Origin of the sequence: Acinetobacter sp. VT 511 (genome assembly GCF_001077515.1) — a bacterium.
Classification (GTDB): domain Bacteria; phylum Pseudomonadota; class Gammaproteobacteria; order Pseudomonadales; family Moraxellaceae; genus Acinetobacter; species Acinetobacter schindleri.
Genome location: NZ_LFRE01000058.1, coordinates 158,681 through 181,306 on the forward strand (window position 1 = coordinate 158,681; position 22,626 = coordinate 181,306).

Annotated in this window: 16 protein-coding genes and 1 pseudogene; 10 read left to right on the top strand and 7 right to left on the bottom strand. The window is 44.5% G+C overall.

The features are described from left to right. Positions 1-408: 408 nt before the first annotated feature. The 10 genes from dnaE to ACS72_RS07145 all read left to right on the top strand — a co-directional run bounded on the left by dnaE (position 409) and on the right by ACS72_RS07145 (position 15,407). Entirely contained in the window at positions 409-3,981 is a 3,573-nt protein-coding gene (gene dnaE, locus ACS72_RS07100) for a DNA polymerase III subunit alpha (RefSeq protein WP_048881694.1), read from the top strand. A 35-nt stretch (positions 3,982-4,016) separates the two neighbouring features. Further along, complete coding sequence (locus ACS72_RS07105; RefSeq protein ID WP_048881695.1) at positions 4,017-4,865, top strand: RNA methyltransferase; 849 nt, start codon at positions 4,017-4,019, stop codon at positions 4,863-4,865. After that, positions 4,865-5,674 (top strand): serine O-acetyltransferase, encoded by an 810-nt coding sequence (gene cysE / locus ACS72_RS07110; RefSeq protein ID WP_048881696.1) that lies wholly within the window; start codon positions 4,865-4,867, stop codon positions 5,672-5,674. The genes ACS72_RS07105 and cysE overlap by 1 nt, the downstream gene beginning before the upstream one ends. Before the next feature lie 105 nt (positions 5,675-5,779). Further along, on the top strand, positions 5,780-6,688 hold the full coding sequence (locus tag ACS72_RS07115) for an ABUW_2363 family tetratricopeptide repeat lipoprotein (RefSeq protein ID WP_048881697.1): 909 nt from the start codon (positions 5,780-5,782) through the stop codon (positions 6,686-6,688). Between the two features lie 130 nt (positions 6,689-6,818). Further along, positions 6,819-8,828, top strand: a complete 2,010-nt coding sequence (locus ACS72_RS07120) for an alpha/beta fold hydrolase (RefSeq protein ID WP_048881710.1) — start codon at positions 6,819-6,821, stop codon at positions 8,826-8,828. A gap of 295 nt (positions 8,829-9,123) precedes the next feature. Next, positions 9,124-10,362 carry a diguanylate cyclase gene (locus ACS72_RS07125; protein WP_048881698.1) on the top strand — a complete coding sequence of 413 codons (1,239 nt, stop codon included), beginning with the start codon at positions 9,124-9,126 and terminating at the stop codon, positions 10,360-10,362. A 234-nt stretch (positions 10,363-10,596) separates the two neighbouring features. Further along, positions 10,597-13,230: a DNA mismatch repair protein MutS gene (gene mutS, locus ACS72_RS07130; protein ID WP_048881699.1), complete on the top strand. Its 2,634-nt coding sequence runs from the start codon at positions 10,597-10,599 to the stop codon at positions 13,228-13,230. Between the two features lie 202 nt (positions 13,231-13,432). Beyond that, entirely contained in the window at positions 13,433-13,756 is a 324-nt protein-coding gene (fdxA, locus tag ACS72_RS07135; RefSeq protein ID WP_004812595.1) for a ferredoxin FdxA, read from the top strand. 139 nt (positions 13,757-13,895) lie between these two features. Next, positions 13,896-14,609 (top strand): D-Ala-D-Ala carboxypeptidase family metallohydrolase, encoded by a 714-nt coding sequence (locus ACS72_RS07140; protein ID WP_004812593.1) that lies wholly within the window; start codon positions 13,896-13,898, stop codon positions 14,607-14,609. A gap of 132 nt (positions 14,610-14,741) precedes the next feature. Then, positions 14,742-15,407, top strand: a complete 666-nt coding sequence (locus ACS72_RS07145) for an O-methyltransferase (RefSeq protein ID WP_048881700.1) — start codon at positions 14,742-14,744, stop codon at positions 15,405-15,407. Between the two features lie 201 nt (positions 15,408-15,608). On the opposite strand, the gene ACS72_RS07150 is transcribed toward ACS72_RS07145, so the two are convergent. The 7 genes and pseudogenes from ACS72_RS07150 to ACS72_RS17365 form a co-directional block, all read right to left on the bottom strand. Beyond that, positions 15,609-16,451, bottom strand: a complete 843-nt coding sequence (locus tag ACS72_RS07150; RefSeq protein WP_048881701.1) for a universal stress protein — start codon at positions 16,449-16,451, stop codon at positions 15,609-15,611. A gap of 187 nt (positions 16,452-16,638) precedes the next feature. Then, positions 16,639-17,259, bottom strand: a complete 621-nt coding sequence (locus tag ACS72_RS07155) for an acyltransferase (protein ID WP_005221714.1) — start codon at positions 17,257-17,259, stop codon at positions 16,639-16,641. Beyond that, positions 17,252-17,851: a YigZ family protein gene (locus ACS72_RS07160; RefSeq protein ID WP_048881702.1), complete on the bottom strand. Its 600-nt coding sequence runs from the start codon at positions 17,849-17,851 to the stop codon at positions 17,252-17,254. The genes ACS72_RS07155 and ACS72_RS07160 overlap by 8 nt, the downstream gene beginning before the upstream one ends. 107 nt (positions 17,852-17,958) lie before the next feature. Continuing rightward, the gene (locus tag ACS72_RS07165; RefSeq protein ID WP_004894337.1) at positions 17,959-19,146 is read right to left on the bottom strand and encodes an HlyD family efflux transporter periplasmic adaptor subunit; all 1,188 of its coding nucleotides are present in this window, start codon (positions 19,144-19,146) and stop codon (positions 17,959-17,961) included. After that, positions 19,143-21,281, bottom strand: coding sequence for a type I secretion system permease/ATPase (locus tag ACS72_RS07170; RefSeq protein WP_048881703.1), 2,139 nt, complete (start codon positions 21,279-21,281; stop codon positions 19,143-19,145). Before ACS72_RS07170 ends, ACS72_RS07165 begins: the two co-directional genes overlap by 4 nt. Next, positions 21,278-21,782, bottom strand: a pseudogene (locus tag ACS72_RS07175) (TolC family protein); the annotation flags it as partial. The pseudogene ACS72_RS07175 and the gene ACS72_RS07170, both read right to left, overlap by 4 nt. Positions 21,783-21,793: 11 nt before the next feature. Continuing rightward, positions 21,794-22,545 (bottom strand): IS5 family transposase gene (locus ACS72_RS17365; RefSeq protein WP_228156260.1). Its coding sequence is split into 2 segments (ribosomal slippage): positions 21,794-22,311 and positions 22,311-22,545, totalling 753 coding nucleotides; the frame shifts between segments, so codons are not numbered across the junction. Positions 22,546-22,626: the final 81 nt, after the last annotated feature.

Genomic DNA, 22,626 nt, shown 5'->3' on the forward strand with positions numbered 1-22,626 from the left:
GATTTAGTGTACTCGCTCATGAATTATAGAAATCATTTATTTTTGAAATTTTAATTCTTCTGAATTCATGAGCTATCTATTAAAATTATTACTAAATATTATTTTGCTTTTGATCTTAGGATAACAAACCTTACCGTTAAAAGTTCCCCCCTTACTTTTGACGGGCAAAAGTAACAAAACCCCTTTGTTGCTTTGATGGCACTTCCTTGTGCCACAGATCAACTGGCAACATCCCTGTTGCCAATCCGCATATCTTATCTTGGGGTAAAAAAGCCTTTAATAAGAACATGAGTATTAACTAAGTCCACTCGAAATTACAATCTAAAAGTTCAGCATTTCCCCTCAATTTCAAACTGAAACAATAAATCCCGTGCTAAACTATCGAGTGGTTTTAGCAGGGACTCATTTATGCACTTTGTTCATCTTGGTATTCATACAGAATTTTCGATTACTGAATCCATCGTACGGATACCGGACCTGGTCAAAGCTGCTGCTAATGACGAGATGCCAGCACTCGCGCTAACCGATTTGTCTAATCTGCATGCCGCAGTCAAATTCTATAAAAAATGTCTGGATAAAGGCATCAAGCCAATTCTCGGTTCTGAAATTCGCCTGAATGATGCCGAGCATCGTGTCACCCTGCTTTCCATGACCAATAAAGGCTGGCGCAACCTGACCGAACTGGTCTCTGAAGGTTATATTAGCGGCCAGCAACTGGATATTCCTTGTGTACAAAAAGATTGGATTTTAAAGCAGCACGATGACATGATTGTATTGCTGGGTATGCAATCTGATGTCGGCAAAATGCTGATTACCTCAAATCCTGATAAGGCTGAACCTTTACTACAAGAATGGGTAGAGAAATTTGGTAATCGCGTATATTTAGCGCTTACTCGTACCAGTCGCCCTAATGAAGACCTTTTCATTGAAGAAGCGGTCAAACTCGCCAAAAAATATAATATCGGTGTAGTCGCACATAATGACGTGCACTTTCTTGCACGTGAAGACTTTGAAGCACACGAAGCACGTGTCTGTATCGCCGATGGTTATGTACTTGGTGATAATCGCCGCCCTAAAACCTATAGTCCTGAACAGTATTTTAAAAGTTCAGCAGAAATGGCAGAGCTTTTCTCGGATATTCCAACCGCGATTGAAAATACGTTTCATATCGCAAGACGCTGCAATGTCACCTTGCGTTTAGGCTTTAATGACCTGCCAGACTATCCGATTCCGGAAGGTCATACCATAGGCAGTTATTTTACCCATTTGTGTGAAGTCGGTCTGGAAGAACGCCTAGACTTTCTGTATCCCCCTGAACAACGTGGTGAGGACTGGCCGGAAATCCGTCAACCTTATGATGAACGTCTGGCCTTTGAAATCAAGATTATTCTAGACATGGGCTTCCCGGGTTACTTCCTGATCGTAATGGACTTCATTCAGTGGTCCAAAGGGAATGGTGTGCCGGTAGGTCCGGGCCGTGGTTCAGGTGCTGGTTCTCTTGTAGCCTACAGTTTAAAAATTACTGACCTTGATCCACTGCGTTATGACCTGCTATTCGAACGTTTCTTAAACCCGGAACGTGTTTCGATGCCTGACTTTGACGTCGATTTCTGTATCGCTGGTCGTGACCGCGTAATTGATTATGTAGCGCGTACTTATGGCCGAGAAGCAGTTTCCCAGATTGCGACCTTCGGTACCATGGCGGCCAAAGGGGCAATTCGTGACGTGGCACGTGTCCTCGGTAAATCCTATGGTCTGGCTGATCGCATTTCCAAACTGATTCCCACCAAACCTTTGGGTTTAAGCCTGGAAGAGTCTCTGGAAGCCGAGCCACAACTGAAAGACGTCGTTACCAATCCCTCCAATCCGGATTATGACGATGCTTCTGAAATCTGGGAAATGGCGCTGAAGCTTGAAGGTATTACCCGGAATACCGGTAAACATGCCGGTGGTGTAGTAATTGCACCAACCAAGCTGACTGACTACTCAGCTGTGATGTGTGATGCTGATGGTACTGCGCGTGTTGCCCAGTTCGATAAGGACGATGTCGAAGCAGCCGGCCTGGTGAAGTTCGACTTCCTGGGGCTGCGTAACCTGACCGTAATTGAAGATGCGGTTAATAATATCAATAAGCGTATCCAGAGCGATAAACCGCTGGATATTGCTTATATCCCGCTAGATGATAAAGATGCTTATCTGGTCTTTGCCGAAGCCAATACTACCGCGGTCTTCCAGTTTGAATCCGTGGGCATGAAAAAGATGCTGAAAGAAGCTCGCCCAAGCAAATTTGAAGAGATTATCGCGTTCGTATCGTTGTACCGTCCGGGTCCAATGGACCTGATTCCGGACTTTATCCATCGTATGCACGGCGGTGAGTTTGAATATCTGCATCCCCTGCTTGAAGGCGTATTAGAGCCAACTTACGGGATTATGGTGTATCAGGAACAGGTAATGCAGGCTGCACAGTTCTGTGCCGGCTATACCCTCGGTGGCGCGGACTTGCTGCGTCGTGCTATGGGTAAGAAAAAGCCTGAGGAAATGGTCAAGCAGCGTAAAATCTTCATTGAAGGTGCTGCGAAAAAAGATATTGATGAGGCCACAGCCAACCATATCTTTGACTATATGGAAAAGTTCGCCGGCTATGGTTTTAACAAATCGCATGCGGCAGCTTATGCTCTTGTTGCTTACCAGACGGCGTGGCTGAAAGCCCATTATCCGGCTGAGTTCCTGGCAGCGGTGATGTCTTCGGAAATGCAGAATACCGATAACGTGGTATTCCTGATTGATGACTGCCGCAAGAACAATCTGGAAGTGTTACCACCGTCAGTTAATATGTCTATCTATCAGTTCCATGCTACTGATGAAAAAACCATTGTCTATGGCCTAGGAGCGATTAAAGGCGTTGGTGAAGCGGCTATGCAGTCGGTGATTGAATCTCGTCAGAAAGAAGGTCCCTATAAAGACCTGTTTGACTTCTGCCACCGTATTGACCTGAAAAAAATCAATAAACGGACTTTGGAAGCCTTGATTCGTGCCGGTGCTTTGGATTGCTTGGGCATCGAGCGTGCTGACCTGATGGCACAACTCCCTGAAGCGGTACAGGCTGCGGATCAGGCTCGCCAGAACCGTGAAACTGGTATTATGGACCTGTTTGGTGAAGTTGAAGAAGTTCAACGCAAACCCTCTAAGCCAGTCAAACCGTGGTCCGATGAAGTCCGCCTTAAAGGCGAAAAAGATACGCTTGGTCTATATCTGACTGGTCACCCGATTGATGTTTATCGTAATGAGCTAAAAGCTTTTGTCCCGTGTCAGATCAATGAACTGACCCCAACCCGCCGTGGTGTGACGACGGTATTTGCAGGTCTGGTGGTGGATGTAGCCAACTTCCCGAACCGGATGATGGTGACGCTGGATGATGGTACGGCACGGATTGAAGTATCCACCAATCATGAACGTTTTAACCGCTTTAAAGACATCGTTCAGGTGGATCAGGTGGTGGTGATTGAAGGCGAAATTTATGAGCGCGAAGGTTTTGACCGTCCAATGGGACGTCTGACCAAAGCCTTTAGCCTGAACGAAATCCGCCAGAAACGAGCCAATAGCATCAAGATTACCCTGCAAGCGGAACATTACAGTAAAACCCTCAGCCGTGATCTGCAACAGATTTTAATGCCATATACCAATGTGGATATGAGTACGCATATTCCAGTCATTCTTTATCTGGATTATGACTATGCAACGACTGAGCTGCATCTGGGCCTGAACTGGAAAGTCGCTCCGCTGGATGAGCTGCTGGTCAAATTACGGGACTACTTTGGTAAGGCTGCCTTGCATATTGAATATCAGGTTAAATCTAAAGCTGCCCGCGCGGTATCTTATGAAGAAGCCAAGTCGGTTGAAGTGCCGCCTCCCCCTGCAGATATGAGTATGGATGATGCCCTGGCGCAATATGAAGCCGAGTCTCAGCCGCAATATTCATAAATTCTGACCTTTAAAATATTTATATTGGAATCATCATGAGTCAAATTGACAATGCTGCTGTTTCAGCACATCTCTCCCATGTGCGTATTGTCATGGTTAATACCACCCTGCCTGCCAATATCGGTAGTGCTTTACGTGCCATGAAAACTATGGGCCTGTCCAAGCTGGTTTTGGTTGCACCAAAAACCTATCCACATCCGGATATTGATGCCTTGGCTGCAGGTGCGACCGATCTGATCGAGCAGATTGAAATCGTCGAGACACTGGAAGACGCGATCAAAGATTGCCAGATCGTATTCGGTACCAGCGCACGCAGCCGTACCATTCCCTGGCCTCTTCTGGATGTGCGTCCTGCAGCTGAAAAAGCGCTGTCTGCGGTCGTGCAAGAGCAACAGGAAATTGCGATTCTGTTTGGTCGTGAAGACCGTGGCCTGACCAATGAAGAACTGGCAATGGCCAATTATCACCTCACCATTCCGGTGAATACTGACTACGGCGTACTCAATGTCGCACAAGCAATTCAGGTCATCTGCTATGAACTGCGTATGGCTGCACTGGATCAGGTTGAACACCCACGTGATCCTAAAGCCACCATGCAAGTTATTGATGGCATTGAAATGGAATGGGATGAACCGCTGGTGACCCATGAACAGATGGAACAATTCTATCCGCATCTGGAAAAAATGCTGGCAGAAATTGAATTTATGGATCCAAAAAACCCACGATTGCTGCCTTTACGCTTGCGTCGCCTTTTCGGACGTATACAATTAGATCGTATGGAATATCACTTACTTCGTGGTATTTTCACTCGTGTTCAGGCACTGAATAACGGCACCTGGAAAAAATCTTCCCATACATCACAACAGGATGAGGATCAAAACTAATGCTAAAACAGCTCAAAGAAGATATCCAAGCTGTCTTTGCGCGCGATCCTGCAGCACGCAATACCTTAGAAGTCTTAACCACGTACCCTGGCATCCATGCACTGATTATGCATCGCATGGCACATGAGCTATGGAAAAAAGACTGTAAAGGTTCAGCGCGTGTTTTGTCCTCTTTTAGCCGTTTTGCAACAGGTATCGAAATTCATCCGGGCGCCAAGATTGGCCGCCGTTTCTTTATTGACCATGGTATGGGTGTGGTGATTGGTGAGACAGCTGAAATTGGTGATGATGTTACTCTTTATCACGGTGTGACCTTGGGTGGTACGACCTGGAATAAAGGCAAACGTCATCCAACCCTGGAAGATGGTGTGGTTGTGGGTGCCGGCGCAAAAATTCTCGGTCCGTTTACAGTTGGTAAAAATGCCAAGGTCGGTTCCAATGCTGTTGTAACCAAAGCCGTACCGGCCAATACCACAGCGGTCGGCAACCCTGCCCGATTTATTACCAAAGATCAGCCGAAAGATGAAGCTGAAGCTCGTCGTCGTGATTATGCAGAAAGTATTGGTTTCCAGCCATATGCGACGACACAAGATCAGTCTGATCCGATTATTGAAGGTATGCGTGTCCTACTTGACCGTATTCAGCAAAATGAAAAACGCATGAATATGCTTTGTAACCGTTTATCTATGCTTGACCCTACTTTCAAGAAAAACCAGCTGAATGAACATCCGCTCAGCAAGGAAGATCTAAAGATTCTGGAAGAAGCTCGCCGTGAGTGCGAAGCACAGACTTCTCAGTCTAAGGCCTGATCAAAAACGGTAACACGCCGTAACTTGCATGTTCGCTACAGTTTTCTTAGACTGACGAACATGCAATCTCACAATTTTTCAAAATAACATAAATGGATGTATACCATGACATTTAAGCCTTTGGCACTTGCCTGCTTCGCAGCGCTGGCATTGACCGCATGTTCAACTCCATCCTCAAAGCAAGACACACCTAAAAATCCAATGGTGTTCGCTGAGCCGGAACTGACCCCACCCTTTTATGCATTAAATCCATTCAATTATAACGAACCACCTCCATTTGAAGTGCACTTGCAGAAAGCTGCTGCTGCGCCTGTCACCAAAATGGTGGTGAACCGTGCTGATAACCCATCAGAAAAAATTACCCTTGATGTAAATCGTCTGATCATTCCAACCGTAAACAGCAATACGCGTTCTATGCGTTATGCGACTTTAGCTGGGCCGAATGAAATTGATATTACTGAAATTGATGATTTCTTGCAATTAGTTGAAGGTAAAGCACGACACTATCCACCACGTTTCAGTGACCGTCAGGAACGTAGAGGTTTTGAACTGAAACTGAAACGTGTCACTCAGGAACTCGATACTTTAGCTGCCAACAATAATGCCTCTTTCGATATTTTAATGCGTGCATTTAAAGCCAGCGTTATGGCGCGTAATCTCGACCTAGGTTCAGTCTATACTACTAAATCATTGGCTTATGCACAGCGTATTCTGAAATTGAACCAGGATGATGCTGAAGCCAACTTCTGGTTCGGTTTTGGTCTGTCTGAGGGTGGCGGTCAGCGTGAAGCGATTCCTTATCTGGAAAAAGCCATGAAAGCTGGTGTTCAGGAAGCCTACTTATCTGCGGCAAACAACTACATTGCCATGGAAAATAAAAAGAATGCAGTTCAGGTGCTGAAAAATTATAAGGTGAAATACCCACAAGAAGCACAAGTAGCAGACCAGCTGATTCAGGAAATTGAGAAGCAAGGTCGCTGGAATGTATGGCAAGTGCTGACACCCAAAAATTAAAGTGAAAATGCTCGTGATCTGAGTTACAAAATAGACTGCTTCGGCAGTCTTTTTTCTGATAAAAATAAGTAAAATACAAAACATTATTTCAATATTTAACTGAGCATTCAGATTTCATATGCACTATAAAATGAATAAAGCATTCGTCCTCTGTTCACTCTTATTCACCACAGTCCTGACCGGCTGTCAGGTGGTCAGTGTGAAAGAACAAGCCTTCAATGTCACCATCAGTAATGAACGTGACAGCATTTTGACCCGGGATAAACTGAGTGAAGCCAGCCTGAATGTTCTGTCCATGACTGGGCGTGAAGCACGAATCTGTACTGAACAACCGCAGGAATGCGTAGAGGCGCTCAAGGAGATCCCGCAGATTCTGGATGAACAGCTTCTGTCTACTGCCAGTGAGTTGTATCTGGCCAAATCACTGCAATTGGGTAAAGGTTCAGAATGCAAAAGCAGCGTTCTGACCAAGACCCAATCTGAAGAAAAAAAGCAGCTACAAAAACAGAATATCCAGAAATGCCAGGATCAGCAGCTGGCGATGCTGGACCAAAGTATTCGTTATAGCTATGCCTATCTGTTCAAAACCCAGCGTGCTCCACAAGATCGTATCTTTGACAACCGTCAGGTACAGATTCGTGACTTTTATAACCTGGCGATCTCGCATTTGATCCATGTTTATTCCGAGCGTCATCAGGCCAAAGAAGGCAGCCGCAAGATTCAGGTCGGCAACAGCATTTATACAGTAGATTTCGAAAACTATCCTGAAATTAAGGACCAGCCTTTTGAGAAGCTCATGTCGACCTATAACATGAATTTCTCTGGTCTACGTTCAATTACCCGTCGAGACGGTTTTGGTTCGGAATTTGTAGTGGTCCTTCCCGAAGAAAAACGTATCACACCAAATAAAAAATATATTGTCGACCCACTGAATTTCAAATATGCAGAAGGCAGCAATCCGAATATTCATTCGGCGCGTTATCTGGCCACTACTATTACCGCAGTTCCTAAATCTGCGACCAGTATTGATCAGATTATTAACGGTCCGGAATTCCAGCTCAAATTGCATGATCCCTACAAACATGAAAAAGTAACCGTTGCAGGTAAACAATATGCGCTGGCTGCAAATTTCTCGGCGCCCTATGGCTTATGGCTGGCTGAAAATAACCTGGGACGTGCTGCCTATCTGGTGCTGATTGACCGGGATGACAACCTGATCATGCCGCATCTTTATATGCTTGAACCCTACAATCCGAAGAAAAAAGTGATTGTCCTAATCCATGGCCTAGCCAGCAGTCCTGAAGCCTGGATCCGTCTCACCAATGACATCATGGGTGATCCGGTACTGCGGGAAAATTTCCAGGTCTGGCAAGTATTCTATTCAACCAATATGCCAATTCTGGAGAGCCGTTATCAGATCAATGCCTTGATCCAACAAAGTTTCCAACGCATCAATGCGCAGGATCCTGCCAAGAAAGATGCCGTACTGGTTGGTCATAGTATGGGCGGGGTGATCGCCCGCCTCTTGGTAAGTGATGCCAATCTGATTCCACGTACTGAAGAGTTGATTAATAATAACCGCCGTATCGAACGGTTCCGTAATAATCCATTATTTAAAGCACGTTTGCAGCTTAAACCGATTCCAAACTTTAGCCGGGGGATTTTTTTGGCTACCCCACATCGCGGAACTGATTATGCAGATCGCTGGTTTACCTTGGCGGCCCGTAAAATTATCCGTTTACCGGGTGCATTTCTGGGCGCATTTGCGGATACCTTACAAGGTGATATTGGACTGGATGATTTCATCAAGGAAGTTGGCCATGACATGATTCAGAACGGTCCAAGCGATTTATCCAAAAATTCGAAATTTAATGCCCTGACCCGTGATGTCGTGCCATACAAAGGCTTTAAGTTCCACAACATTATAGGTAATACGACAGATAGTACCGATAAATCAGTGATGACAGATGATGTGGTTCCCTATCAAAGTGCCGAGCTAAAAGGCGCAATTTCTGAGGAAATTATCAAAGGTGGTCATTCGATTCAGGAAACGCCTGAAGCTGTACTCGAGTTACGTCGTATCTTGAGGTTGCACCTGACTGAACTCGGTTTATATCAGCCGCAAAAAGTACTGAAATAAGTATAAAAACCGAAGTTAAAACTTCGGTTTTTTATTTTCTCTCTTGCGAAATAGCTATAAATCTTAAGTTACTTAATTTAAGAGCATGTAAATTGATAAGCACTTCTAAGAGATGATAAAGATAGTTAGGTAATCAAATTACTTTTTTATGACTTATATGAAATATAATTTTTTTATATATAAAAGGATATTTCTTGAGCAGGATACTTTATCTGTGCTATCAATAGTTTAACCATTCGATACAATCTACAGTAGCAGTAGTTAAACGACTTTATTTGCTTAGTAATGGTACCTTATGAAATTAGCTGGCTCTAAACAGATTAGCCATGAAAAAGTAAATGAGCTGATTGCACATGGACTGAACTATGTGTATTTCAGAAAAGAACTCGAGCCAATCTATCGCCAGCAATACCGTGACGAAGCTGCTTATGAATTTCGTTTTCGGGGCAGCATTATTCTGGTTCTGTATTTTGTGCTCAGTTACGGAATTTTTCAGACCATTTCAATCGATGAAAAACTAATTCATTGGCTTTCTCTGTATGCCTGGGTTGGGGTAATTACCATCGCAGTTTGGTTAATGTCGTTTAGCAAGCCGTTTAATCGTTTTTTTGACCTGTATACCACGTTAGGTGCGACCAGTGCGGTCGCGATTTCTTTTGTGATTATTCCCGTGATTGGCCAGGATATTGATAATGATGCCCTGCTGCACGTGGCCATGATGTATGCAGTCGTCATTAACTATAGCTTTGTCGGTATGCGCTTTTATTCAGCACTCATTGCGGGTTGGGGCGGTGGACTGATTGGTTATCTGGTCACGGTTTCTCTCAACTACAATATTGACTGGACCTTTTTACATCGTACCTATACGTTTAGCAGTCTCCTTGGAATGATTATTGCCTATGCGATTGACCGCCAGCATCGTGAGAACTATTTGCAAAATTGTATTATCGAACTGCATAAAGAGGAACTGACCCAACAGGCACAGGAACTGGAACGGCTGACCCAACTTGATGCGCTCACTGGCCTGGCCAATCGACGTTATCTGACAGAATATCTGGACACACAATGGCGCCACGCACTACGACATCAAGCGCCTTTGAGTATCATGATGGTGGATATCGATTATTTTAAAAACTATAACGACCATTTTGGACACATTGCCGGTGATGCATGTCTACAATTGGTAGCCCAACAGTTACAAGGCATTTCTTCCCGCAGTATGGAACTGGCAGCACGTTATGGTGGAGAAGAATTTTTACTGGTCTATCCTTATATCGATGAAGTAGAAATACAGAAAATTGCCCAAGAGCTGATCCAACGCATCAATGCTTTGCAGCTGTTCCATCCTGCCAGTCAGGTCTCGGGTCATGTCACGGTGAGTATTGGCTGTGCCAGTATCAAGCCTCAGGAAAATGATCGCCTGGCTGATTTTATTGCTCAGGCTGATGAAGCGCTGTATGCTGCAAAAGCAGAGGGTCGTAATCGTTTTAAGATCGCTCCTTGTCAGTCTAAAAACAATGTATATATGATTTAGGCCTGACTCCGATCCATATTTTTCGTGTTTAAAACCGGCAATCTTTCATTAGACTCGACAGAAGTCATCGAATCCATTTCTTTCTAAAAATTAATTTTGCTAGACTTAGCTCAATACACATTTTGCATGGCTGTTTTGATGGTTTCTGCTTGGGCAAATGAATAGCGACTATATTGCCTTCAGCTCATCAGCCTTAACCAGTCTGCCCATTATTTTTTAAAGGATTTCTTCTTAATGACCAGTTCAGAACTCATGGCTGATCTTTCTACTCTAACACCTATGATGCAGCAATATATGTCTGTAAAGATGCAGCATCCGCATTCATTGATGTTCTATCGCATGGGTGATTTCTACGAACTGTTCTTTGAAGATGCCCATAAAGCAGCTAAAATTCTTGGCATTACCCTAACCCATCGCGGTAAGGCCAATGGTCAGCCGATTCCAATGGCAGGTGTGCCTTTCCATGCGGCAGAAGGATATTTGGCCCGTCTGGTAAAAAAAGGCGAAACGGTAGTAATCTGCGAGCAGATTGGAGAGGTCACAGGTAAAGGTCCGGTTGAACGTGGTGTGGTTCGGATTATTACTCCGGGCACATTAACCGATGATGCCCTGCTGGGTGCACATCAAACTTCTAATCTGGTTGCGCTATGCATTCAGCAAAATAAAATTGGTATCGCTCTACTGGATTTAAGCGCCGGTATCTTCAAAGTTCAACAAATTGATTATGACCTGAACCAACTGGCAATTGAGCTGGCACGTCTGATGCCAAGCGAAATTGTCGTAGATGAGAATCTGCAAGAGCAGGATCTGGTTGAACATTTGAAACGCCAACTGGATGTACCAGTCAGCAAACGCCCAAATGTCGACTTTAACCTGAACAATGCCCAAAAGACTTTATGTGACCAGTTTGCTGTAAGTACACTGGCAGGTTTTGGGATTGATCATCTGCCACTCGCCAAAGCCGCAGCGGCTGCATTGATTCACTATGCCAAAGAAACCCAGAAAACTGCGCTGCCGCATATTCGTACCATTCAGCTAGAACAAAGTTCAGACTTTATTGCGCTAGATCCAGTGACTAGACGCAATTTAGAGTTGATTGAACCATTATTTGAACATGGTACTTCGCTGTTCCAGTTAATCAATGATTGTCAGACAGCAATGGGTGGCCGCCTGCTGAGTCGCACCCTGATGCAGCCCTTACGCGATACTGCCATTCTGGATGAGCGTCTGGATGCTACTCAGGTATTATTAGACGGCTTTCATGAATCGCCAGTACGTCTGGTTTTAAAAGAAATCAGTGATATTGAACGTGTATTGAGCCGTATTGCATTGGGCAGTGCACGTCCACGGGATCTGGTTCAGCTGCGTCAGGCCTGTGCTCAGATCCCGTTCCTGCGTCATGCACTACAACCGATGGTCAGCCAGCAGCAGTCCAAATTACTCATTCAACTGAATGAAGAACTTGGTGATTTCCATGGTCTGCATGAACGTTTGATGTCAGCCATTGTGGAAAATCCACCAGTTCTGTTACGTGATGGGAATGTTATTGCCGAAGGCTTCGATGCAGAACTGGATGAGTTACGCAAAATTCGCGATCATGCCGGGCAATTCCTGATTGATCTGGAAATCAAGGAACGTGAGCAGAGTGGCATTCCAACCCTAAAAATCGGCTATAACCGTGTCAGTGGCTACTATATTGAATTGACCCGTGCACAGGCTGAACAGGCACCAGAACATTATATTCGTCGCCAGACCTTAAAAAATGCTGAACGTTACATTACGCCAGAGCTGAAAGCCTTTGAAGATAAAGTCCTTTCCAGCGAATCCCGTGCACTGGCACGTGAAAAATTGCTCTTTGAAATGCTGCTGGATGAATTACGCGAGGATATTGGCAACCTGCAAATGATGAGCAGTGCCATCGCACAGATCGACCTGCTGTGTAACTTTGCGCATCAGGCACGCCTACGCAACTGGTCACGCCCGAAATATAGTCCGGAAATTGGCTTGAAAATCCAGGCAGGCCGTCATCCTGTTGTGGAAGCTTTAAGCAAAACTGCCTTCACTCCAAATGATACACAACTCGATTATCAGCACCGGATGGCCATTATCACCGGTCCAAACATGGGCGGTAAATCTACCTTTATGCGTCAGACAGCACTGATTGCCCTGCTGGCCTATTGTGGTAGTTATGTTCCGGCGCAGGCTGTAACCTTGGGGCCAATTGACCGCATTTTTACCCGGATCGGTTCGGCAGATGACTTGTCTACAGGTAAATCCACCTTCATGGTAGAAATGACCGAAACTTCGCAGATTCTGCATCATGCGACTAGTCAATCACTCGTGCTGATGGATGAAGTCGGTCGTGGTACCAGCACTTATGATGGTCTGTCCCTAGCTTGGGCATGCGTACTTGATCTCACCCGACGTATTCAATGTTTATGTCTGTTTGCTACGCATTATTTTGAGTTAACTGAACTGGCCAGCGAATCAGGTATTGATAACTATCATGTGACTGCCCGTGAAGTGAATGGTAACCTGATTTTGCTGCATAAAGTGCAACAAGGTCCAGCCAGCCAGAGTCATGGCCTACAGGTCGCCAAACTTGCCGGTATTCCAGCAAGCGTAATCCGGGAAGCACAAAACCGACTGCGTATTCTGGAAAAGCAGCATCACACCAAGCCTCAAAGTCCACAACCTGATCTGTTTGCGATTGAACAGGTCGAAACAGTCGTTGAGCGGATTATTGAGGTGGAAAAACCATCAGCTGCACTTGAACTGCTGGAAGACATTGATGTCGACAGTCTCAGTCCGCGTGAAGCCTTACAGCAGCTTTATGCACTGAAAGATCTACTGAAACTACCAGGCTAAACTCTTCAACCGCTTCATTCAGTATGAGGCGGTTTTGTTTTAGGTAGCTATAATCTCTGAATTTGATATCTGTATCGGTTTTTTTGCAAAAATAACAGCCCTATATATAACAAATATCAATAAAAGGAATTGTTAGTTGCTGCGGTTTTTGCCTAAAATACACATTAGTTATTAGAACCATATTTTTTAGGTAGCTGTCGCCATGACCTTCGTTGTCACTGAAAATTGTATTAAATGTAAATATCAAGACTGTGTTGAAGTTTGCCCTGTAGATTGTTTCTATGAAGGTCCGAACTTCCTTGTAATTAACCCGGACGAATGTATCGACTGCGCGTTATGTGAACCAGAATGTCCTGCAAATGCAATTTTCTCTGAAGATGAATTACCTGAGGGTCAGGAGGTATTCATCGAATTGAATGCTGAGCTGTCTCAAAAATGGCCGAATATCACCCAAATTGGTGATCAGCCAGCTGACCGTGAAGAATGGAACGGTAAAGCAGATAAACTGCAATATCTTGAAAAGTAATTTTCAAATCCCCAAAAAAGATCAGCATAGTCTGGTCTTTTTTTGTACCTGATGCACACATTTCATTGCAATTTATCCTGAATTCCTTCGCAAAAGTGGACTAAAATAGCGCTATTTTATAAATACCTGATTTCTAATAATGAAGCATTTTTACAAGGGATTATTGGGTCTCAGCATGATCCCTTTTGTCATGGTGGGCTGTACCACTGCGACAAAGAAACCAATGACCTTGCCAGATGGAAAACGGATTTACATTCCTCAGGAACAGGTTAAGGTTGACCGTAAGGTGCTGCCTAAGAGTATTCCTTTTGCCTATACCAACTGGGCAGCCGTAGCAAATAACCTCTCTCGTGTACGCGAGTATGAAGTATTTTTAGAACGTAATTCGGTAGGCAATATCATTCCAAGTTTTGAATTGATGCGTACTGCACGTGACTGGTCGCGTTGTGGTGGACCGCAGTATATGGTGCCAAGCCGTGAGCTGTGGAGCAATCAGTTGCCAACGTTACGTGTATTTAAATATCTGGTTGCAGCCAATGTCCTCAATGATTTCGAAGTAACCTCAGTTTATCGTGATCTGCCACTCAATAAATGTGCTGGTGGTGCTAACTCTTCACGTCACTTGTATAACTCTGCGATTGATTTCCGTATTGGCCCGGAATTCCCGCAACCTGAAGATTATGCCTATATTGAGAATACCAAGTTCAAACTTTGCCAGTTCTGGATACAGCATGGTCAAAGCCTGAATATGGGCTTAGGTCTATATGCTTCAGGTCAGATCCATATTGATACCCAAGGTTACCGCACCTGGGGCCCGGATTTAAGCCGTAGATCTTCAATGTGTAATTACTAAGTCATTCCACCTACAATACAGAATCTGTAAATCGTTCTGTATTGTTCATTTTCAAAGCAAATATAAAACAATAAATTGCGCTCCACTGCGAAAGGTTTAAAATGCCTGCATCGCAACAAAGGTGCTCAAGCTATGCAACAAATGTGGACAGATCTCGACAATTATATTGATTCACATTTAATCCCAGATGATCCTATTCTGAAACAGACTCTTGAAAATACAGCTGCGCATGGATTCCCTGATCATCTGGCAGTAGCTGCCAATCAGGGCATGCTGTTACAGATGCTGATTCAGATGAATGGCTGCAAGCGTGTACTTGAACTTGGAACTTTTGCTGCATATAGCACCATGTGGCTGGCACGTGCCCTGCCTGAAGATGGTTATATCCTGACCATTGAAGGTCGTGATACGCATGCCGCGATGGGTCAGGAAAATATCGAGCGTGCCAACCTCAAACAAACAGTCGAACTTAAATGTGGTCGTGCTGCAGATATTCTAAAAGCCCTACCAGAAGATACAGAACCGTTCGATTTTATTTTTATTGATGCGGATAAACAGAGCTATTCTGAATATCTGGAGCTCAGCCTGAAACTGTCTCGTTCAGGTACAGTGATCTTTTTAGACAATGTTATTCGTGCTGGGGCAATTATTGACTTGGACAATAATAAGCCAAGTATTGAAGGTATTCGCAGCATGTTTGAAGCAATGCAGAATCACCCGCGCCTACTTTCCAGTACTGCTCTACAGACCGTAGGCAGCAAAGGTCATGACGGTTTTGCACTGGCTATTGTCAAATAACAGTCTGAGAGCAAAAAACACCCAATAAAGTATTTTAAATATATAACAATAACTTATGGAATGTAACCACAGAGTTATCCACAATATATGAGGATAACTCTGATTATTTTTAAATCAAACTGTAACAATTTCCAACTTCAAGCTTTTTAATTTGGTGGAATTGTTATTTTAACTTTATAACGCTTTTTCCAATATTTTCCTTTACTTGGCAACCAGAAGCGGTACTTTGGAATTGCGGAAAATGGTGGTTGCGATACTACCCAGGAAGAACTGGTGGATTTTGCTGTGACTGAAGGCACCGAGTACGATCAGTTGAATTCCCTGCTCCTGCTGATAAGACAGAATGTTCTCTGCCACATCACCATAGCGGTATTCAGGAACAACATCCAGTCCGGCTTCTTTCAGATAGTTTAACGGTTCATTCAGAATTTCTGCATGGTCTCCGACATACAGCAAATGACACTGTAGCAGTTTCAGTAAATCACTTTCTGCAATACGTTTCATCATCTGGATACAGGTTGGTGAATATTCATAGGCAAAGATAAAGCGTGTTGGCGGTTTAAAGTTTTCACCTACTGTCATTACCGTACAATTGGCACCACGGATAAAGTTTTCCACATTGGTGCCCATCGGCTTGTTTTTCTCAGCCGAGCGTTCACCCAAACGTCCAATGACGACAATGTCATCAGGTCTGAGTAACTGAAAGCTTTGTTCCAGGAAATCCCCTTTTTCCTGAATCTGGATAGTATTGATATTGTGTTTTTCTTTGATCTGGTCAGAAATGTGTCGCAGCAGATTATTGCTATAGTCTAAAGCTAATTCACTCTGTTTCTGTTCAAGTTCAGCCAGTTCTTTCAGCAGCATCGCATTGCTTTCAAAACCAATCACACCACTAATTTCCCCCAAATGATAACTTGCAGGGTAATAATCCAAAACTTGCAATAACACCAGCTCACGATGAGTCTGCTTGGCAATCCATGCAGCCGCTTCTGCGAGGGCATTAATGCATGGAGAAGAATCAATGCAGGCAATGACACGTTTCATGTTTAGCCTCTCTCATTATAATAAAAGTTCTTAGATATTTTTAAGTTAGCATAGCCTTCGGCAAATGTGCAGCGAATTCTGTAGCACAGGATTTGAATTATGTTATTTTTTATGTGACGTTCTAGTGGCTTATACATTTTTAAACTACCAGAACAACCCTTGTATCGTCTGAAACTCTAAATATGTATTAATCCCGGTAGCGAATCAGTTTGGCCGGATTACCTGCAACGATCATGCGTTCATCCACATCTTTGGTGACCATACTGTTCATACCAACAATGGCCTGATCCGCAATTTTCACTCCGTCTTTAATGCCGACATGAGCACCCAGCCAGACATCACGGCCAATTTCAATCCCTTTGGAACGCACCGGCTGTTTATAAATGGGCTGTTCCAGCTCCATCCCATGATCAAAAGCGTACAGGTGACAATATGCTGCCATACGTACCTGATCATGCAACTTAATTCCTACCCGTCCACCATCCAGAATACAGTGGTGATTAATCGCGACTTCATTGCCAATTTCTAGTGGCCCATGCAAGGTACAGTCCGCTGCGATAAAGCTATGATCACCAATCACTATTTTTCGGCCCGGTTCAGCGAAGATATGGGCCAGTGGTGAAATAAAGCAGTTCTCACCAATCTCGACTGTTTCCATTTCACGCAGATAGTCCTGATATTCGCGCTGCCACTGTTCTGCCCAGCCCCGGTTTTTAGGTTTGAGTGACCAGTATAGCCACGGCATATAATTAAGACGATGCTTATGCTGCTCGCGGTATTTCAGTAGAGGGTCCTGCTGCTCAGTCATCTTGGGGCTCATCTATAATTTTTAAGGCTTCACGTCCGCGGCTGATATCCTGGATCTTCAAGGCAAATGGCTCAATCTGATGTTTCTGCATTTGCGCAATAACCTCGACGCCTTCTGCAATATAATCTTCCTGATAGTCAATCTGTTGCTGATTCAGCTCATACTGAAAAATAGCCCATTCACTAAAATTACAACGAAAGGACACTTTTTTCTTTTCGATCAGTTCAATCTTTTCAGCCAAGACCAGGCATTGCCCTGCACAGCCCCCATAAGCACGAACCAAACCACCCGTACCTAGCTTGATTCCTCCATACCAGCGATTCACCAGCACCAATACATTGGTCAGCTCATTGCCTTCAATGGTCGCTAAAATCGGTCGACCTGCGGTGCCAGAAGGCTCGCCATCATCATTAAAACGCACATTATGTCCAATTTTCCATGCCCAACACTGATGCGTCGTGGTGGTATCACGATAAACTTCCAGAAAATCCTTTACATCCTGTTCGGATTCCACCGGCGTAGCAAAGGCCTGAAAGCGGCTCTTCTTGATCTCTTCTTCAAAACTGACAAGGCTGGCAATAGTAAAAGACATTGGATTCAAACAATAACATCACTGTGTTGCAGTATAACGTGTTTGCTGGCACAAACAAAAAAGCCCCTATACATAGAGGCTTGATTTTGTACAACTACTATGAAGGATTAGCGTTCGCGTAATGCTTCTTTAGCCTTGTTAAACGGTTTAACCAGATAATCCAGTACGGTTTTTTCACCCGTACGGATATCCACGGTGGCCACCATGCCCGGGGTGATATTAAATTCCTGTCCGGCTTTATTGGTCAGTTTGTCATTTTCGGTACGGATATAAACGCGGTAGTAAAACTGATCCTGCTTGACTTCATCACGTAGAGTATCGGGGGAAATCACAGTAACTTTACCTTTCAGGCCGCCATAAATCGAGTAATCATAAGCGGTGATTTTGACCAGCGCTTCCTGATCCGGACGGATAAAGGCAATATCACGTGGTGAAATACGCGCCTCGACCAGCAATTTTTCATCCAGCGGTACAATCGTCATCAACTTGCCGTTTTGTGGAATGACGCCTCCCAAGGTCATGACATCAATTTCCTTCACCACGCCACGTACTGGCGATTTGAAAATAGTCCGGTTCAACGTATCGGATTTACCACGTACCACCTGTTGCTGAGTTTCCACATCAGTATTGGCTTTGGCAAGCTCTTCACGCGCTTTCACAAAATACTGGTTCCGCACATCATTCATCTGGTTTTGCAGGTCATTGGCTTCACGCTTTAAACGCAGAACTTCCACTTCGCTTGCAGCACCTTTTGCAACTAATGGTTCAGTCATCGCCAGTTCTTGCTGTACCAGTACCAATGCCTGCTGTAACCCTGCTAAAGATTGTTCCAGATTAGCACGACGCGATTTATATAATGCAGTTTCCTCTGCCACCAGTTTTGGCTCTTTGAGTACCTCTGGCGGGAAGGACAACGGCGCACCGGTGACTTCAGCACGTAAGCGTGCCGCAGTTGCACGCGAAGAAATTAACAGAGAAGCCGATTCACCCACATTGGATTCAAAACGGGTGGGATCCAGCTGCGCCAATACCTGCCCCTGCTCGACAATTTCACCTTCTTTGACGTTCAGCTTGGTGAGGATACCACCTTCCAGAGACTGAATAACCTGTTCCTTGGAAGAGGGAATCACTTTACCGGTGCCTGTCGAAACTTCTTCCAGCTTGAACAACCATGCCCATGTCAGCAGAATCAGTAAGCCTATGCCAATGATCCAGATAATTACACTTGATTTTGGCAAAGGTGGTTCCTGAAAGCTGACTTTGGTTGAACGCTTGATTTCCTGTTGTGCACTCATGCGCTTGCTCCCGTAACACGCTTCGCTCCACCTTGTGATTGGTTCAGGATCTGGTCCCGCGGACCATCCATCACAATTTTGCCGTCATTTACGACAATAATGCGATCTACCAATTCAAGTACCGCACGACGATGGGTAGCCACCACCATGGTTCGGCCAATCAGATAAGTTTTTAAATTATCAATCAGCTGTTTCTCAGAAACATCATCAATGGCAGCAGTGGGTTCATCCAGCAATAAAATTCGTGGTTGGCGAATCAGTAAACGAGAAAGTAACAAGGCTTGACGCTGCCCTCCAGAAAAGCCCACACCACCTTCGAGAATGATATGGTCCAGGCCTTCTTTCTTTTCCTGAACAAAGCCCAATGCACCTGTGAGTTGCAAAGCTTCCAGGATTTGCTGGTCAGTTGCTAGGGGTGCACCCAGCGTCAGGTTTTCACGAATGCTGCCATAAAATAACTGTGAATTTTGATTCAGTAGGCCCATATCACGGCGCACATCTGCCGGGTCAATCAGGTTCAGGTCAATCCCATCAAGTTTGACCTTGCCCTGTAACGGTGTTTGCATACCGGATAACAACTGCAATAAGGTTGATTTACCGGCACCGTTACGCCCCAAAATCGCAATCTTCTCCCCAGGCTTGATTTCCAGTTTTGGAATGACTAGAGTCGGTTTAGGGTCATCTTCACCATATTTGAATACTGCACCGCTCAGTTCGTACTGACCTTCTAGCAATGGGCGGTGAATCAGATGAGAATAGTCCGGCTGATCTACCGGCTTTTTCATCAGTTCATCCAAACCGTTTTTCGCGACTTTCGCCTGCTGTAAACGACCCAACACACCGGTAATTTGGGAAATTGGCGCAAGCATACGCGAAGACAGGATTGAACAGGCAACCAGTGCACCTGTGGTCATTTCACCTTCCATAACGGCAAAACAGCCCACTAACACGACGATGGCAAATGTCAGGCCTTGAATTTTTTGCGTCCAGGCGGTCATCAAACCAACGATTTTACGTTGCTGCATGCTGACATCGGCGGACACTTCATTCATATGGTTCCACTGGTTCTGGAAACGCGATTCAGCACGCAGTAGCTTGATGTCTTCAATTCCTTGTACTGCTTCCACCAGCAATGCATTACGGATTGCAGATTCACGCATGCCCATTTGTGCGAGCTCACCCAGTTTTTTCTGTGCCAGAATCCCCGGTAGAATCATTATGGGTACGACTAACAGCATCACCCAGAAAAGGTTTCCGCCAATGAGCCAGAAAATCCCCAGGAACAGGAAGAAAAATGGAAGATCGGCAATTGCAGTCACCGTAGTAGACGTCACCAGTTCACGGACGCCTTCCAGTTCACGAATCTGTGAAATAAAAGTACCGGTAGATTTTGAACGCTCTTTATTTTTAATGCGTAAGGCATGACCAAAAACCTGGTCAGAAATACGTAAATCAGCGCGCTTGCCGATAATATCAGACAGATAGATCCGGGAGACGCGTAAGGTAAATTCGAAGATTGCCGCAATCAATACACCGCCTGCCAGTACCCATAAGGTCGGGATAGACTGTGAAGGAATGACCCGGTCATACACGTTCATGGAAAAGACAATGGTAGCCAGTGCGAGGATGTTCTCGATTAAAGAAGCAAACATCACATCGATATAACGTTTCCAGTCATTCAGAACAATTGACCAGAACCAGTTCTTTTCGAAAGGCTTGATATATTCATCGACCCGGGCATCAGGTACTGAAGACTCAGGACGTAAGATATAAAGGCTTTTAGCACCCTGCTTCAGATGGTCCAGGTCAAAGACCTGAGACAACCCCTGATCGCCACTGAGCTGTACACTGGCATTGCCTTCATTATCAATGCGCTCGATGACACCCACTTCGCCATTTTCAAATTCTACCAATATTGGCAATTTCCATGGACTGAGCAGACTGGCATCAAATTTATTTTTACGTACATTCAGTCCGATTTGACGCGTGACAACTTTGAGCAGCTCATCAACATCATGATGCTGGTTCCAGTCGAGTTGTAAGCGGATTCTTTCCTCAGATGGCTCGATACGATAATGCTTGGCGATATTAAGTATCGCCTGAAGCCACGGCTGATAATTTATTGTATTACTCATGGCTGTACTTCAAACCCCTGAATAGAAATACGGTTAAGGTCATAAAGATCGCGTGTGCGACCGGTGACCTGAATGTACTGAACAATAGCGGTATAAATATCGTAGCGCGCGGTTTCAATTTCTTGGGCTGCGCTGTGAATTGCCTGCTCTGCATTAAGCAGATCGACTACGGTTCGAGTACCGAGTTTATATTGTTCCTGATACAGCTCTCTGGTGCGCACAGTGGTTGCACGGCGCTGTGCCAGAATGTCCATTTGTCGCTGTTTATTTTCAATCTGTTCGCGAATCAAACGGACCTGATCGACTACATCCAGATAGGCAGTATTGACCTGAGCACGTGCTGCTTCTTCAGCAAAACTGGCTGCACGGGTCTGTGATCTGGTCGCCCCACCTTGATAAATTACTGGTGGCTTCAATCATCACAGAGTTATAAAAGCCATCATCTTCATTATTATTCGGATTGCGGCCATTAATGGCCTGACTCATACTCCCTTTGATATTAGGGCGTGTCCTCATTTGGCTTTACACCAAATAAACATGCAAGCAATGTAAATCATAGACTGGTAATTTCGTGCAAGCTTATCAAATCGGGTTGCAATCGCTCGGAAATGCTTCAATCTCGCAAACACATTTTCAACTAAATGTCTTAATTTATATAGATATTTATCAAACTCCTTATTCGATCTTTTACTATTTGATCTCATTGGAATGATGGGAATCATATCCTTGTTCTGGGCATATATTCTAATGTGCTCAGCATCATACCCCTTATCAGCAATGAGATAAGTTGCCTCGCCTACAGTATCAATCAGTTGTTTTGCAACTTGACTGTCGTGGACGCCACCCCCAGTGATTTTAAAATCAATCGGTAATCCATTCGCATCGGTTGCAAGATGTATTTTTGTTGTTCGTCCACCACGTGATTGTCCAATTGCTCTTTCGAAACCATGCCGAGCTCCACTTGCATGTTGATGCACGCGTATGTAGCTTCCGTCAATGAATACCCATTCTTGATCCAAGACGCCTCGTAATCTAAAAAAAATTTATTCCACAATCCCTTGCTTGCCCAACGATTAAAACGATTATAAGCAGTTTGCCAAGGACAAAATTCTTGAGGAATATCACGCCATGTGGCGCCTGTACGCAGTTTCCATAAGATCGCTTCCATGATATTTCTACTATTCTTTGAACGGTAGCAACCATGTAATCGCATAGTATCTTGAATTTGCTGCCAGATATCATCGGTAAGAAGAGTACGTGCCATTGAAAATATAGAAATAAAAATAACTCAAAGGAGGATTTTAAGTATTTAAAACCAATTCTTCAAATGAGGACACGCCCTAAT